Below are 13,220 nucleotides of genomic sequence, written 5' to 3'. Positions count from 1 at the left end.
CGGCGGCCCGATGGGTCGCCGGGCCTTTTCGTTCTGGCAGCTCAGTTGACCGGCGTCAGGTCCAGGCAGTAGGTGCCTCTTTCCTGCGCCTTGGCGCGGTACAGCGCGCGGTCGGCACGTTGCAGCAGATCGTGGCGCGTGTCGGCACCATCGATCAACTCCGAACATCCGATAGTGGCCGAAACCGTGAATTCGCCCTCCGGCGATGTCCGCTGGAACCGTAGCGTCGAACACAGCCGCTCTGCAATGTCCGGCAAGCGTTCGATCAGGTCCTGATCGGTGATGACCAGCGCGAATTCGTCGCCCCCCAGCCGGGCCGCCAACGATCCCTTCAACCACCCGGAAAGCAGGACATTCGCCACGGCACGTAACACATCGTCACCAGCGGCATGGCCCAGCGTGTCGTTGACCTGCTTGAAGTGATCAAGGTCGATCAGCATCAGCGCTAGCCTTTCGCGCGAGATCTTCGCCCGATCGACGCAGGAATCCACGGTGGCGACGAACTTGTGCCGGCTGGCAATCAGCGTGACTTCATCGGTGTTGGCGCGCTTGTCGAGTTCGACGATCGAGCGGTGCCGCTCCGTCACATCCTGAAAAACCCCGATCACGCCGGTCACCCTGCCGTCCTGAAGTTCCGGCTCGCCAATCGCGCGCAGCCGCTTGTGCGTGCCATTTGTGGAAATGAAATCCAGTTCGAGGTCGTAAGCGGTTGCGTGCCCGATCGTGGATTGGAGGGCACGTTCCATTTCTTCGCGCGAAGCCGGGGGGTAATGAGCCAGTGCGTCTGCCAGTGTCTCGGTGCGGCTTAGCGGCACCTCGTGGATGTCGTCCGCACCTTCTGACCACACGACCCGGTTGCTGCCCAGATCCAGCCGCCACGAACCGATCGCGGTCAGGCGCTCCGCCTGACGAAACTGAAGTTGCGCGCGTTCCTTGTCGGCCAGCAGGTTTTTCAGCAGCACGGCGTCTTCGGCCAGAGCGAGGCTGGCTACCTTCAGTTGCAGCATCGCCTCGGCGCCACGCGCAAACGATACCAGCCGCGCGCTGTCGGCAGCGGAAAACCGTCTGGGCGTGGAATCAATGATGCAGAAGGCCCCGATGCCCAGTTCCGGTGCATTGGGGTGCCGCTTCAGGCGGATCGGCGCGCCTGCATAAAAGCGGATATGCGGATCGCCCGTTACCAGCGGGTTATCATGAAAGCGGCTGTCGGCGCGCGCATCGGGCACCACCAGCAGGCTGTCCTGCTCCACAGCGAAGCGGCAGAACGATTGTTCGATGGGGGTTTCGGAAACTGCAAGGCCGGTGCAGGCGATAAAATTCTGTCGCCGGTCTTCCAGTACGCTGACAAGGGCCACGGGGCAATCGAACAGCGCAGACCCGGCCTGTACCAGATCGATCAGTCCCTGATCTTTTGACTGCAGCAATTCGTGAAGCGGCGACACGCGCGATCTCCTGGAAGACGAGGAGATGAGAGTGATCGCCCAAAGCCGTTAACGCTTTCTAAAGGATGCAGCCAAGTGTCGGTGTTTCCTTGAGAAAACAAGCTGAGTTGAGCTGGCTGATTGCTCAACTCACCCCGTCATCAAAATCGACATGCGCCGGTTGCGCGGATCGGCGGGGTTTTTCTCGATCAGCGGCTCGCGGTCGGCCACGCCTTCGATGCGGCGGAAGCGGCTTTCGGCGATGCCCTGGCGCATCAGCGCCTGGCGGGTGGATTCGGCGCGGCCTGCCGATAGCGACCAGTTGTTGGCCACGCCCGATTTCCAAGGCAGGGAATCGGTGTGTCCGCGCACGGTGAACTGACCGGCGCCGGGCGCCACCACTTGCCCGACCGCGCGCAAGAGTTCGGCCGCGTCCGGGGTCAGTACCGTGGTGCCGAGCAGGAACATCGAGAATTCGGCGTCGTCCACCAGATCGATGCGGATACCTTCGCTCGTCTCCATCATCCGCACCTGCCGCGCCAGTTTGCGCAGTTTTTCCGAAGCCGCCAGCTTCTGCGCCAGCTTCTCCTTCATCACTTGTGTGCGCTTGACCTTGCTGCCGCCTTCCTTTGCGCCGCCACTGGCATCGCGCGGGATCGTGATTGTCTTGTTGCCGGTTTGCCCTGCGCGATGCGGGTAATCGTCCGCGTCGGTCAGCGACGATCCGCCGAGTACGCCATAGCCGCCCGCGCTGCCCTGGCGCATTTTCACCAGTGTCGGCGTGAAGTAGTCGGCAATGCCCTTGCGCTGCTTTTCGGTCGTCGCGCCCAGCAGCCACATCAGCAGGAAGAACGCCATCATCGCGGTCACGAAGTCGGCATAGGCTACCTTCCATGCGCCGCCGTGATGACCGGCGGCGACCATGGTGATCTTCTTGACGATGATCGGGCGGGGCGGCTCGTTCTTGCCCTTGGCGGGTGCCTTGGCCATCGGATCAGCGCCCGCGCAGTGCGTCTAGCAGTTCCGACAGGCCGGGGCGGAACGCATGGCCAAGGCCGGACCGCGCGCTTTCCACGACCAGCGGCTGCGGCCAGCCGTGCAGGCTGGCGATGATCACCTGCTTGACAGCCTGAAAGATCATCTCGTCCTGATCGAGCACCTGCTTGAGCCGCCCCGCGATGGGCGCGACGATGCCATAGGCCAGCAGAATGCCGAGGAACGTGCCCACCAGCGCCGAACCGATCATCCCGCCCAGAATCGCCGGGGGCTTGTCGATGGAACCCATGGTCTTGACCACGCCCAGCACGGCGGCAACGATGCCCAGTGCGGGGAGCGCGTCGGCAAGGCCTTGAATCGCGTGCTGCGCTTCGGTTTCCTCGTGAAAATGCGTTTTCATCGCATGGTCCATCACGTCTTCCACCGCGTGAACCTCAAGCGTGCCCGATGATACCACGATCAGCGTCAGCGTATCGCAGATCAGCGAAACCAGCGCCTTGTTGCCCAGCAGGCGGGGGTATTCGGCAAAGATCGGCGAATTCTTGGGATCGGTGACGTGGCTTTCCAGCGCCACCGGGCCATCGCTGCGCAGGATCTTCATCAGCTTGGTGCACAGCACGATCGCATCGACGTGATCCTGCTTGTTGTGCTTTGGCCCTTTGAAGGTCTTGGCAAAGCCGCCGCCGATGCCTTTCAGTTCGTGCATCGAATTGCCGGTGATGATCGCGCCCACCGCAGCCCCGCCGATAATCAGCATTTCGTGCGGCAGCGCGTGCAGCACCGGGCCAAGATCGCCGCCGGTGATGGCAAAGCCGCCGAACACCATGGCAAGGAGGATGACAAGGCCGACGATCACGAACATGGAAAATTATCCCGGTCTGGCAAGGCGCTGCTCAATTGAGCACGTCAAACAGCGAAAGGTTGGCAAGCCGCGAAAAGCTCGCCTGACTGGCTTCGAGCACGAGCATCGTGTTCTGCAACCGCGCGATGGATTCGGTCAGGTCGTTCCCGCCGATTTCGGTCTGTTCCACCGTGCGCAGTTCCGAAAGGCTGGTGCGCCGTTCGGTGTTGAGATCGATCCAGTTGAGGCGCGATCCGATCACCGTCTGCGCGGTGGTGATCGATTCCAGCCCGTCGCTCAGCACACTCAGCGCTGCATTGGCCGCGCTCGCGCCGCCGGTGCCCGATTGCAGGGCTTCGGCAAGATCCTTGGCAACGGCGAGCAGGTCGAACGATGCGCCGCCCGATGTGAACTCAAGGAATTCCGGCCCGGTCACCCCGCGCGCCACGGTCTGCCCGTCACCCAATGCGACAAGGCCCGCCGTGGCAGTGCCATCGTATTGCGCAACGCCTGCGGTCAGCGAATAGGCATCGCCCGAACTCTCGCCGCCGAACAGCGCCCGGCCCGATCCGTCGCGCGTGTTGGCCAGCGCCACGAGATTCTCGCGAATCTGCGCCACTTCCTGCCCGATCCCGGCGCGCTGGCTGTCGCTCAGCGTGGATGATGCGGCCTGCGTCGCCAGTTCCTGCATCCGCGTCACGAAGTTGGCGAACTGCGTCAGCGCGCCATCGGTCAGCGTCAGGTCGGCGGTCGCGCGGTTGGCGGCGGCCTCGTCGATCTGGTCGAACGATTCCGCGCGCGCGAGCCGACGCAGGCGCGATGCCGCCACGGGATCGTCGGACGATCGCTGCAGGCGCTCGCCCGTCGACATCTCGGCCTGCGTCTCCTCCGCCTGCTTGCGCAAGGCGGTCAGATCCATCAGCGAGCGTTCGTAGAAGGCGCTGGTCGATGTGCCGTAGATCGTGCTCATGGCGGTTTATCCAATCCCCAACAGGGTGTCGAAAATGTCAGAGGCTACCTGCATGACCTTGCCCGATGCCTGGAATGCCTGCTGATAGCGCACGAGGTTGACCGCCTCGGCATCGAGATCGACGCCCGATTGCGCCGAAAGCGCCACTTGCGCGGTATCGGCAATGGTCTGCAACGCGCCGAGCGTCACGTTGCGCCCGGCAAGGGTGCCCGAAACGTCCAACAGGATCTGGTCCATCCCGTCCGCCGGGTTCAGCGTGGAGACGGCAAGCCGGATCGCGGAAAGGTTGCTCGCATCGCGGCTGCCGATGGTGCCGTTCAGCGGCGCGGTCGCCAGCTTGCGCACGTCGGACACTGCCAGCGTCATTGTGGCGGCGGTGCTGCCGGAAAAGATCGCCGCGCCCGGATCGCCGTCCAGATCGTCGCCGGTCAATTGCGCGGCATTGAAGGTATCGACGATATCTTCGGCAAGACCATCCACGTCGAGCTTCAGTTGCGCCAGCTTGCCCAGCGCCAGTTGCTGCCCGGCCAGCGATCCGCCCGAAAGCGTCAGGCCCGCGCCGCCCACGTCGAAAGACACCGTGCCATCGCCAGCGGTGGTCATGCCCACGGTCAGGGCATTGCCGCCGGTCACCAGATCGCGCCCGGTGGTGCCGCCCAGTTTGACCGCCACGGTGCCGTCTGTGGCAAAGGTCGTGCCGATATTGCCGTATTCGCTCAGCTGCTGGAGCAACTTGTCGCGCTGGTCGAGCAGCGCGGTCTTGTCGCTGCTGGCGTCCGATGCACGGCTAAGCCGCGTGTTGGTCCGCGCCAGTTCGCCGGCGATGCGGTTGACTTGCGTCACGCCGTCGGTGGCAAGGAATTGCAGCCCTTCGCCCGCCGCGTCCAGTTCCTGCGCGGCGATCTGGAACGTGCCGACCATGGTCCGCGCCTTTTCGATCACCGATGCGCGCAGGCTTGTATCGACAGGGTCCTGCGTCAATTGCTGGAGCGCGGATTCCAAACCGACGATGGCATCGTAGACGCCCGATTGCTCGATAGCGGATTCGATGTTGGCAAGCCCCGCCGCCTCGGCGGTGCCGCGCGCCACATCCGATCCGGTGCGGCGCACTTCGGCCTGGCGGAAGGCATCGGCATTGCGCGTGATGGAATCGAGCCTTACGCCCGAAAGCGAAAGGTCGCCAATGCGATAGGCGCCGCCGCTCGACGCTACTTCGGCCATCTTGGCCGAGCGCCGGACGTAGCCTTCGGACGAGGCATTGGCGATGTTCTGGGCGGTAACGTCCAGCCCGATGCGGGCGGCCAGCGCGCCGCTGCGGCCAATCGAGAGCAGGTCCGAAGCCATGGCTTACTTGGCCCCTTGCGTCTTTGCCGCGTCTGCGGGAAGCAGCGCGGCCAGATGGTTCTCGATCTGCTTGGCAAGGCCCAGTGCGCCGGTCTGCGATGCGATTTCGGCAAAGCGATCGTCGCGCATCTGCACGAAAGTCTGGTCCATCTGGCCAAACAGGCCATCCTTGCCAAAGCTTGTCGCGCGCGCGCTTGCCAGCATCTGCCGGACGAAGATCGCCTCGAACTGCTTGGCCGCCGCCGTCAGCTTCTCGCGGTCGCTCGGTACTTTCGGGCCGAGGGTGAGCGCTGTGGCGGCGGGAGTGGCTGAAACGTCCATCAGATCACTACCATTTCGGCTTTGAGCGCGCCCGCCTGCTTCAACGCTTCAAGGATGGCCACAAGATCGGATGGGCTGGTGCCCAGCGTGTTCAGCGCATCGACCAGCGAGGACAGCGAAGCGCCGGGCTTGAACAGCGCAACCTTGGCTTCCTTTTCCTGCACGTCGATCTCGCTGGCAGGGGTCACCGCTGTCTGCCCGCGCGCAAGCGCGTTGGGCTGCGAAACCTGGTTTTTCTCGTCGATCTTGACCACCAGCCTGCCGTGGCTGATCGCGGCGGGCGAAAGACGCACCGCGCTGTTGATGACCACGGTGCCGGTACGGCTGTTGACGATCACCCGCGCTGCGGTTTCCGCAGGGGTGATGTCGAGCATCTCGATCGACGCCATCGCCGTGGCGCGCGAATCCGCGCCTGCGGGCAAGCGCAGCGCAAGGGTGATGCCGTCCTCGATGGTGGCGGCTTGGGGAAAGCGGGCGTTGATCGCATCGCGCACGCGCTGGGCGGTCAGGAAATCGGCCTCGAACAGGTTCCAGCGCAGCACTTCGCCGCTGTCAAAGCCCGATGATACCGCGCGCTCCACGCTCGCCCCTTCGGCAATGCGGCCCACGGTGGGTACGTTCACGGTCAGTTGCGATCCGTCGCGCGCGGTGATGCCAAGGCCGCCGACGGCAAGATTGCCCTGTGCCATGGCGTATATCTGTCCGTCCGCGCCCACCAGCGGGGCCATGATCAGCGCACCGCCGCGCAGCGACTTGGCCTTGCCAATGGTCGATACCGTCACATCGATGCGCTGGCCGGGTTTGGCAAAGGCGGGAAGCTCTGCCGTGATCACCACGGCGGCGGCGTTCTTCAGCCCCGGCGAAACACCTGCGGGCAGTTGTACGCCAAGCCGCCCTGCGGTGCCTTTCATCGCCTGCGTCAGGTATTCGAGGTTGTCATCGCCCGTGCCTGCAAGGCCCACGACGATGCCGTAGCCGGTGAGCTGATTGGCGCGTACGCCCTGGAATTCGCCCAGATCGCGTACCCGCTCAGCCATGGCGGGCGCGGGGGTGAGCGCGGCCATGGCGACGATCAGGGGAAGGATGAACCGAACCAGCATTGTCAAAGCCTCAAAAGGGCGAAATCGCGTTGAAGAACTTGCTCAGCCAGCCCTCGCGGCTGGCGCGGCCGACCGACCCGTTGCCGGTGTATTCGACGCGCGCATCCGCGATCTGGGTGGAAAGGATGCGGTTTTCCGGGTCGATGTCGCCAAGGCGCACGATCCCTGAAAACTGCACCCATTCCTGACCCTGGCTCAACATCATGCGCTTCTCCCCCCGGACAAGCGCCGTGCCGTTCGCCCGCACTTCTGCGATGGTCACCCCGACCTCACCGGCGAGCGTGCTCGTCTGCGAGGCGTTACCCTGACCATTGAACGACGAACCGCCCGAAGCATTAAGGGCATTGGGGTTCAGGAACTTCAGCGGTCCTGCGGTGGGCGGGGTGACCGAGAACTGTCCCGACTTCTGGGTCTTGGCCCCGGCAGTCTTGGCCGAGGTGAAGTTTTCGATCAGGACGACCGTCAGCGGATCACCCACCGATCTTGCGCGGCGGCCTTCGACCAGCCCCGCGTATCCGGTGCTGGCGTTGAAGATCGAACCTGCGGTGGGCGGCGTGGCGACCGCAGCTTGTGCCTGGGGTAGCGCCGGTTCGAAGCCCGGTTTGGGCCGCGCGGCGCTGGCGGGATCGGTAAGGAACACGACGGCAGCGGTGGCCAGCGTCCCTGCCAGCAGTGCGCCGATTGCGCTGCTGCGGCGACGTGGGGCAACGGTTCCGCCTGCAAAATGACGTTCGAAGGGTGTGTTCATGGCCATCACAGTGTCTGGTTGGCGTTCTGGAGCATTTCGTCGACCGCCGAGATCATCTTGGAATTGATCTCGTAGGCGCGCTGCGCCTCGATCATGTCGACCAGTTCCTCGACGACGTTGACGTTCGAGGCTTCGAGATAGCCCTGCTGGATATGGCCGCGTCCCTGATCGCCCGCGATGCCGACCTGCGCCGCGCCAGATGCGGCGGTTTCCTGAAGGAAGTTGTCGCCCATCGACCGCAGGCCGCCGGGATTGGCGAAGCTGGCGATGGTGACCTGGCCCAGTTCGGTCGGCTCGGTATTGCCCGCAACCGTGGCCGAAACCGTGCCATCCTGCGAAATCGTGATCGCGCTGGCGCCTTCGGGGATGGTGATCGCGGGATTCAGCGCATAGCCCTGCGCCGTCACCAGCGTTCCTTCTGCCGAACGGCTGAAGTTGCCCGCGCGGGTATAGCCCAACTGGCCGCCGGGCATCGTCACCTGAAAATAGCCTTCGCCATCCAGCGCCAGATCCAGTGCATTGCCGGTGGTCTGGAGGGTGCCCTGCGTGTCGATCCGCGTGGTGGCCTGAAGCGAAACGCCGGTGCCGAGGTTCAGCCCGGTGGCATAGGCGGTTTCGGTGGAAGACTGCTGCCCCGCCACGCGCGCGTCCTGATAGGCGAGCGTGGCAAAGTTGGCGCGGTCGCGTTTGAAGCCGGTGGTGCCGATATTGGCAAGGTTGTTGGCGATCACGCGCATCCGCGTGTCCTGCGCCTCAAGCCCGGTGCGGGCGACGTGAAGGGCTGAGCTTGGCATGGGGTCTGTCCTCTAGGTTCAGGAAATGCGCATCAGCGCGGCGCTGGATTCATCCACCTCGCGCGCCTGGCTGACGACCTTGGTGCGGATATCGAACAGGCGCTGCGCCTCGACCATCTCGACAAGGATGCGGGTGGGATCGACGTTCGACTGTTCAAGGCTGCCGACCATCAGCCGCGCCTCCTCGTCCTGCGGGAGAACGCCACCGCCGTTGACGCGGAACAGCCCGTCGAGACCTTTGTCGATCTGGCTGCCGGTAGTGGAGGCAATCTTGATCCGGCCGATATTCTGCGGCGGCTGGTCGGGCGTTTCTGGGTTGGCCACGTTCACGCCGCCATCGGCGGAAATCGTGACCCTTGATCCCAGCGGCACCGTGATCGGCCCGCCTTCGCCAATGACCGGGCGGCCATCGCCGTTCTGCAACACACCGCCTGCGCTGACCGAAAGATCGCCGCGCCGGGTATAGACCTCGCTGCCGTCCTCGGCCTGGACCGACAGCATCGTGTCGCCCGACAGCGCCACGTCGAGCGGCTTGCCCGTTTCGATCAGCGCGCCCTGCGCCATCGATGCGCCGCGCACTTCGCCATCGGTCATCGCGCGCGCTTCAAGGCTGGGGCCTTTCAGCGTCATCGGCGTGGTCGTCAGCATCTCGGCGCGAAAGCCGATGGTCTGGGCGTTGGCCATGTTGCTGGCGATCACGCGCTGGCGCACGGTCGATCCGGTCATCCCGGAATAGGCGGTGTAGATCAGGCGGTCCATGGCAAGGCTTTCAGATCAAAGGGTTAGCTTTGTAGCTGGATCACGGTCTGCGAGATCTGCGTGGCGGTATCGATCGCCTTGGCGTTCGCCTGAAAATTGCGCTGGGCGGTGATCAGGCTGACCAGTTCCTCGGCAATATCCACGTTCGAGCGTTCGAGCGCGCCTGACAGCAGCGATCCGTACTGGCCGGTGCTCGGCTGGCCATAATTCGCAGCGCCCGAAATGCCGGTCGTCACCCAGTTGGACGAACCCACCTGCTTGAGGCCCTGCGGCGCGATGAAGCTGGCGAGCGCGACCTTGCCGATGATGACGTTTGATCCATCGGCATAGGACGCGGTGATCGCGCCATCGTCACCCACGGTAATGCCTGCAAATTCAATGGGATTGCCATTGGCATCATTGCCGTTGCTGGCGGGGATCACCGCATCGGCGGGCGTGGTCGATGTGATCGTGCCGGTGGTATCGGTGGGGAAGGCCTGCAGGCGATTGCCCGATCCGTCAGAGATGAAGCCTGCGCCGTCCACGGTCAGGCTGCCATTGCGCGTGAAAAGGGTCTGGCCGGTTACCACGTTCTTGGTGGTGAAGAAGCCATCACCGTTGATCGCCAGATCGAGCGCCGAACCGGTCTGTTCGATGGGACCGAGCGCGAAGTTCTGGCTGATCGATTCCACAGCCGCGCCAATGCCGACGACCAGCTTGGGGTTGGTGAAGGCGCTGCCGACGACGATGTCGGCAAATTCGGTGCGGCTCTTCTTGAAGCCCGTGGTTTCGGCGTTGGCGATGTTGTGGCTGATCACGCCAAGGTCGGTCTGGGCGTTCTTGAGGCCGTTCAGGGAAGTGTAGAAGGACATGGGAAGTCTCCTGCTGGGACGGTGGTAGGCGGGGGATCAGGCGGTGGTGGTGGCACTGCCTGCGGTCAGACCCGCAACGGTTGTGTTGAGCGTGTCGAGCTTGGCCGAAATCTGCGCGAGGGTGTCGCCCTGAGCCGCAATCGTGCCGAGCGTTTCGTTCATATCGTTCTGGGCCGACAGCGAGGAAAACTGCGCGAGCTGGGCGAGCATCTGCGAATTGTCGACCGGCTCGGTCGGGTCCTGATTCTGCAATTGCGTGGTCAGCAACTTGACGAAATCTTCAGCGCCCATGCCGCCCCAGCCTTGTCCGACGCTGGAGGAAGTTTGCGCGCCATTGACGCCGGTGGTTGCGGTTACGGAAGCGATCGACATTATTTCATCCTCATCGTTTCAAGCATGAGCTGTTTTGCGGTCTGCATCGCCTCGACCACATTCTGGTACTGGCGCGAGCTTTCGAGCATCTCGACCATCTCGGCGTTTTCATCGACCGGGGCGGTCCAGACATCGCCGTTCTCGTCGGCCAGCGGATGGCCGGGATCGTGCTGGCGGATCGGCGTTGCGTCAGACCGCTGGACGGCGGCGACGCGGACGGTTGACAGGCCGTTCGCCTGATCGAGCTGTTCGGCAAAGACCGGGCGCAGCGGGCGATAGGCTTCGGCCTCGGTGGTGGTGACCGTTCCCGCGTTGGCAAGGTTCGATGCTGCCGCGTTCATGCGGACAAGCTGGGCGGACATGGCCCGGCCAGTGACCTGGAACAGATTGAGCGGGGCGTTCGTCGGCATCGCTTATTCGCCCTTGATCGCGCGGGTGATCGTTTCGACCCGGCCGCGCAGGAAATTGAGCGTTGCGGAATATCCCACCGCGTTTTCGGCAAAGGCGGTCTGCTCGGTCGCCATTTCGACGGTGTTGCCATCGAGGCTGGGCATGACCGGGACGCGATAACGCGTGGCCGTCGCCATCGCCTGATCAGCGCTGGCGCCACTTGTGCGGGCTTTCAGCGCGGCGGCGAAATCGATGTCCCTGGCCTTGTAGCCGGGCGTTGCCGCGTTCGCGATATTGGACGTGAGCAGGCCCATGCGCTGCGAGCGCAGTTCCAGCGCCTTGCCATGAATGCCGAACAGGGACTCAGCCATCGTCAGTTGCCTTGGGGTTGGTGTTGCCGATGTTTCAGCAAGGCCTGTGCCAGTTGCGCGATTGCGGGGTTTCGCGCGGCGGGAAGGGCGCTGAGCGGCAAACTCTTGCCGGAGGGCGGCAAATTGCAGGCGTGGGGGCTGAAAATTGCCTGCCGCCTGCCGTTCTTTGCCTTTGAGGAGACTCGCGTTCCATGGAATTGCCCCACCTGATCGACGGTATCTCGGCCTCTATCGTGCTGGGCGGGACGGCGCTTGCCACCGTACTGCGCGCGGGCTGGCGCGAACTGGCGGTAACCGGCAATGCGCTGGGACATTTGCTCCAACCGCGCTTCAGCGCCGATCAGGCCAAGGCCGACCTTGCGGGACAGGTCACCGCGATCCGCCGCGATGGCGTACTGCGCGTGACCCCGCGCGCCACTGGTGACCGCGAGTTCGACGAGGGTACAGATGCGCTGATCCGCGAACGCTCGCTCGATCCGCTGATCGCCCGCCACAACGCTTATCGCCGGCAGCGCATGGCCGCCGCGAATACGGCGGTGCGAACTTTGGCTCAGGCTGCCGAGCTTGGCCCGGTGTTCGGGATGGTCGGCACACTGGTATCGCTGAGCAGCCTTCCGACCACCGGCCTTGATGGGAGCGCGCTGAACGGCGCAATCTCGATGGCGGTGATGACCACGCTTTACGGACTGCTGCTGGCCAATCTGGTGATTGCCCCGCTGGCCCGCATGGTCGAGCGCCACGCGCAGGCCGAGGAGCAGGCGCGGCAGGAAGTGATCGACTGGCTGACTGCCCAGCTTGAAACCGCGATGCCTGTGCGCGTCCACGCCCTGCGCCCGCAAGCCATCCCGCGCGAACGTGTGCCGGTATGATCGTCCGGGCCGGAACGGGCTGGCAATATGCGCTGGCGGATCTTTCCCTGATCCTGTTCCTGGTGACCGCTTCGGCGCTGGCCCAGGCCAGCAGCGCGCCGAAGGTTGCACCGCAGCCAACGCTTCCACCAATTGCAGCCGCCCTTGCCAGTGAGCCGGTGGCGGTCTGGAGTGCCGGAACCGACGCGCCGCCGCTTGCGCAGTGGCTCTCGCGCGAAGCAACAGACGCGCGGCTGGAAGTGCAGATCGTGGTGCGCTTCACTGGAGATGAGCGCGAGGCGGCGGTGGCGCAGGCGATGCAGCTGGCCGCAGCGGGCGGGGCAAGGGCTGGTGCCGCGCGCATTCTGGTGGAGCCGGGAACACGGGCAGGGGCCAGTGTGTCGCTGATCTATTCCGCCGAAGGGCTGGCGGTGCCTGCGTCAGCGACAACCCCTTTGGCACGATGATTGCGGAGATAGCGGCATCCTGAAGCCATTTGCCGGACATTCCTCGATGAAGATTTCCCCCTGCATTGCCTCGCTTGCTGCCATGGTGCTGGCGCCGGCTGCCGCCGCACAGAACGCCGCGTTCCACGACCTTGTGGCGATAGATGCGGCGGTTGCGGCCTTTACCGGGGCAGGCATCGGCGTTCCCGGCGGGGCGAACCTGCCGGTCGACCGGCGGATGCGGCTGGCCCCGTGCCGCTCACCGCTGGCGCTATCATGGTATGGTGCGCGTCAGGACAATGTGCTGGTGCAATGCCCCGATGCCGGGGGCTGGCGGTTGTTCGTTGCCGTTTCCGGCAATACGCGGCAAGGCGCTGCCGCTCCCACCCCTCCGGCGGTCGCGCGCGGCGAGGCGGTGACCATCGCCGTTTCGGGTGAGGGCTTTTCGGTTTCCCAATCGGGTGAGGCGATGGAGGCAGGGCCGGTCGGCGCGTGGATCCGCGTACGCACCAGCGCCAGGGCCACGCCGATCCGGGCGCAGATCGCGCGTCCCGGACTGGTCGTGGTGCCGATCGATTGAGGCTGGTTGCCGGTTCTTTTCGCAAACCGGCAAAATTTTTCCGTATTGGCCCTTAAAGGCGCCTTCAG

Annotated in this window: 17 protein-coding genes; 3 read left to right on the top strand and 14 right to left on the bottom strand. The window is 64.4% G+C overall.

Features of this window, described 5'->3' with window-relative positions:
- Positions 1-41 precede the first annotated feature (41 nt).
- The 14 genes from LUA85_RS13490 to flgB form a co-directional block, all read right to left on the bottom strand.
- A complete protein-coding gene (locus tag LUA85_RS13490) occupies positions 42-1,442 on the bottom strand; it encodes a diguanylate cyclase domain-containing protein (protein WP_231470801.1) in 1,401 nt (466 codons plus the stop codon).
- Between the two features lie 129 nt (positions 1,443-1,571).
- On the bottom strand, positions 1,572-2,411 hold the full coding sequence (locus LUA85_RS13485; RefSeq protein ID WP_231470800.1) for a flagellar motor protein MotB: 840 nt from the start codon (positions 2,409-2,411) through the stop codon (positions 1,572-1,574).
- Positions 2,412-2,415: 4 nt separating this feature from the next.
- Complete coding sequence (motA, locus tag LUA85_RS13480) at positions 2,416-3,279, bottom strand: flagellar motor stator protein MotA (protein WP_231470799.1); 864 nt, start codon at positions 3,277-3,279, stop codon at positions 2,416-2,418.
- Positions 3,280-3,310: 31 nt separating this feature from the next.
- Positions 3,311-4,228: a flagellar biosynthesis protein FlgL gene (locus LUA85_RS13475; RefSeq protein ID WP_231470798.1), complete on the bottom strand. Its 918-nt coding sequence runs from the start codon at positions 4,226-4,228 to the stop codon at positions 3,311-3,313.
- Between the two features lie 6 nt (positions 4,229-4,234).
- Positions 4,235-5,572 carry a flagellar hook-associated protein FlgK gene (gene flgK / locus LUA85_RS13470; protein WP_231470797.1) on the bottom strand — a complete coding sequence of 446 codons (1,338 nt, stop codon included), beginning with the start codon at positions 5,570-5,572 and terminating at the stop codon, positions 4,235-4,237.
- Between the two features lie 3 nt (positions 5,573-5,575).
- Positions 5,576-5,893 carry a rod-binding protein gene (locus tag LUA85_RS13465; protein WP_231470796.1) on the bottom strand — a complete coding sequence of 106 codons (318 nt, stop codon included), beginning with the start codon at positions 5,891-5,893 and terminating at the stop codon, positions 5,576-5,578.
- A complete protein-coding gene (locus LUA85_RS13460) occupies positions 5,893-6,993 on the bottom strand; it encodes a flagellar basal body P-ring protein FlgI (protein ID WP_231470795.1) in 1,101 nt (366 codons plus the stop codon). The genes LUA85_RS13465 and LUA85_RS13460 overlap by 1 nt, the downstream gene beginning before the upstream one ends.
- Positions 6,994-7,003: 10 nt before the next feature.
- Positions 7,004-7,741 (bottom strand): flagellar basal body L-ring protein FlgH, encoded by a 738-nt coding sequence (locus tag LUA85_RS13455; RefSeq protein ID WP_231470794.1) that lies wholly within the window; start codon positions 7,739-7,741, stop codon positions 7,004-7,006.
- Between the two features lie 5 nt (positions 7,742-7,746).
- On the bottom strand, positions 7,747-8,535 hold the full coding sequence (gene flgG, locus LUA85_RS13450) for a flagellar basal-body rod protein FlgG (protein ID WP_231470793.1): 789 nt from the start codon (positions 8,533-8,535) through the stop codon (positions 7,747-7,749).
- 18 nt (positions 8,536-8,553) lie between these two features.
- Positions 8,554-9,294: a flagellar basal body rod protein FlgF gene (locus LUA85_RS13445; protein WP_231470792.1), complete on the bottom strand. Its 741-nt coding sequence runs from the start codon at positions 9,292-9,294 to the stop codon at positions 8,554-8,556.
- Positions 9,295-9,317: 23 nt separating this feature from the next.
- Positions 9,318-10,145: a flagellar hook-basal body complex protein gene (locus tag LUA85_RS13440; RefSeq protein WP_231470791.1), complete on the bottom strand. Its 828-nt coding sequence runs from the start codon at positions 10,143-10,145 to the stop codon at positions 9,318-9,320.
- 36 nt (positions 10,146-10,181) lie between these two features.
- Positions 10,182-10,517, bottom strand: coding sequence for a flagellar hook assembly protein FlgD (locus tag LUA85_RS13435; RefSeq protein ID WP_231470790.1), 336 nt, complete (start codon positions 10,515-10,517; stop codon positions 10,182-10,184).
- Entirely contained in the window at positions 10,517-10,927 is a 411-nt protein-coding gene (gene flgC / locus LUA85_RS13430) for a flagellar basal body rod protein FlgC (RefSeq protein WP_231470789.1), read from the bottom strand. The genes LUA85_RS13435 and flgC overlap by 1 nt, the downstream gene beginning before the upstream one ends.
- Before the next feature lie 3 nt (positions 10,928-10,930).
- The gene (gene flgB, locus LUA85_RS13425; protein WP_231470788.1) at positions 10,931-11,278 is read right to left on the bottom strand and encodes a flagellar basal body rod protein FlgB; all 348 of its coding nucleotides are present in this window, start codon (positions 11,276-11,278) and stop codon (positions 10,931-10,933) included.
- 191 nt (positions 11,279-11,469) lie between these two features.
- Here flgB and LUA85_RS13420 point away from each other — a divergent pair, with 191 nt between their 5' ends.
- From LUA85_RS13420 to LUA85_RS13410, 3 genes are read left to right on the top strand one after another with little or no spacing between them, the layout of a single operon-like run.
- Positions 11,470-12,147, top strand: a complete 678-nt coding sequence (locus LUA85_RS13420) for a MotA/TolQ/ExbB proton channel family protein (RefSeq protein ID WP_231470787.1) — start codon at positions 11,470-11,472, stop codon at positions 12,145-12,147.
- A complete protein-coding gene (locus LUA85_RS13415; protein WP_231470786.1) occupies positions 12,144-12,593 on the top strand; it encodes a hypothetical protein in 450 nt (149 codons plus the stop codon). Before LUA85_RS13420 ends, LUA85_RS13415 begins: the two co-directional genes overlap by 4 nt.
- A 46-nt stretch (positions 12,594-12,639) precedes the next feature.
- Entirely contained in the window at positions 12,640-13,152 is a 513-nt protein-coding gene (locus tag LUA85_RS13410) for a flagella basal body P-ring formation protein FlgA (RefSeq protein ID WP_231470785.1), read from the top strand.
- Positions 13,153-13,220: the final 68 nt, after the last annotated feature.

Origin of the sequence: Novosphingobium sp. CECT 9465, assembly GCF_920987055.1 — a bacterium.
Classification (GTDB): Bacteria; Pseudomonadota; Alphaproteobacteria; order Sphingomonadales; family Sphingomonadaceae; genus Novosphingobium.
The sequence above is the reverse complement of the archived record's forward strand: the minus strand, read 5'-3'. Positions and strand labels throughout refer to the sequence as shown.

Bases quoted from the DNA above. Each gene is read 5' to 3' on its own strand.
- LUA85_RS13485 (WP_231470800.1), bottom strand. From the start codon at position 2,411: ATGGCCAAGGCACCCGCCAAGGGCAAGAACGAGCCGCCCCGCCCGATC.
- motA (WP_231470799.1), bottom strand. From the start codon at position 3,279: ATGTTCGTGATCGTCGGCCTTGTCATCCTCCTTGCCATGGTGTTCGGC.
- LUA85_RS13475 (WP_231470798.1), bottom strand. From the start codon at position 4,228: ATGAGCACGATCTACGGCACATCGACCAGCGCCTTCTACGAACGCTCG.
- flgK (WP_231470797.1), bottom strand. From the start codon at position 5,572: ATGGCTTCGGACCTGCTCTCGATTGGCCGCAGCGGCGCGCTGGCCGCC.
- LUA85_RS13465 (WP_231470796.1), bottom strand. From the start codon at position 5,893: ATGGACGTTTCAGCCACTCCCGCCGCCACAGCGCTCACCCTCGGCCCG.
- LUA85_RS13460 (WP_231470795.1), bottom strand. From the start codon at position 6,993: ATGCTGGTTCGGTTCATCCTTCCCCTGATCGTCGCCATGGCCGCGCTC.
- LUA85_RS13455 (WP_231470794.1), bottom strand. From the start codon at position 7,741: ATGAACACACCCTTCGAACGTCATTTTGCAGGCGGAACCGTTGCCCCA.
- flgG (WP_231470793.1), bottom strand. From the start codon at position 8,535: ATGCCAAGCTCAGCCCTTCACGTCGCCCGCACCGGGCTTGAGGCGCAG.
- LUA85_RS13445 (WP_231470792.1), bottom strand. From the start codon at position 9,294: ATGGACCGCCTGATCTACACCGCCTATTCCGGGATGACCGGATCGACC.
- LUA85_RS13440 (WP_231470791.1), bottom strand. From the start codon at position 10,145: ATGTCCTTCTACACTTCCCTGAACGGCCTCAAGAACGCCCAGACCGAC.
- LUA85_RS13435 (WP_231470790.1), bottom strand. From the start codon at position 10,517: ATGTCGATCGCTTCCGTAACCGCAACCACCGGCGTCAATGGCGCGCAA.
- flgC (WP_231470789.1), bottom strand. From the start codon at position 10,927: ATGCCGACGAACGCCCCGCTCAATCTGTTCCAGGTCACTGGCCGGGCC.
- flgB (WP_231470788.1), bottom strand. From the start codon at position 11,278: ATGGCTGAGTCCCTGTTCGGCATTCATGGCAAGGCGCTGGAACTGCGC.
- LUA85_RS13420 (WP_231470787.1), top strand. From the start codon at position 11,470: ATGGAATTGCCCCACCTGATCGACGGTATCTCGGCCTCTATCGTGCTG.
- LUA85_RS13415 (WP_231470786.1), top strand. From the start codon at position 12,144: ATGATCGTCCGGGCCGGAACGGGCTGGCAATATGCGCTGGCGGATCTT.
- LUA85_RS13410 (WP_231470785.1), top strand. From the start codon at position 12,640: ATGAAGATTTCCCCCTGCATTGCCTCGCTTGCTGCCATGGTGCTGGCG.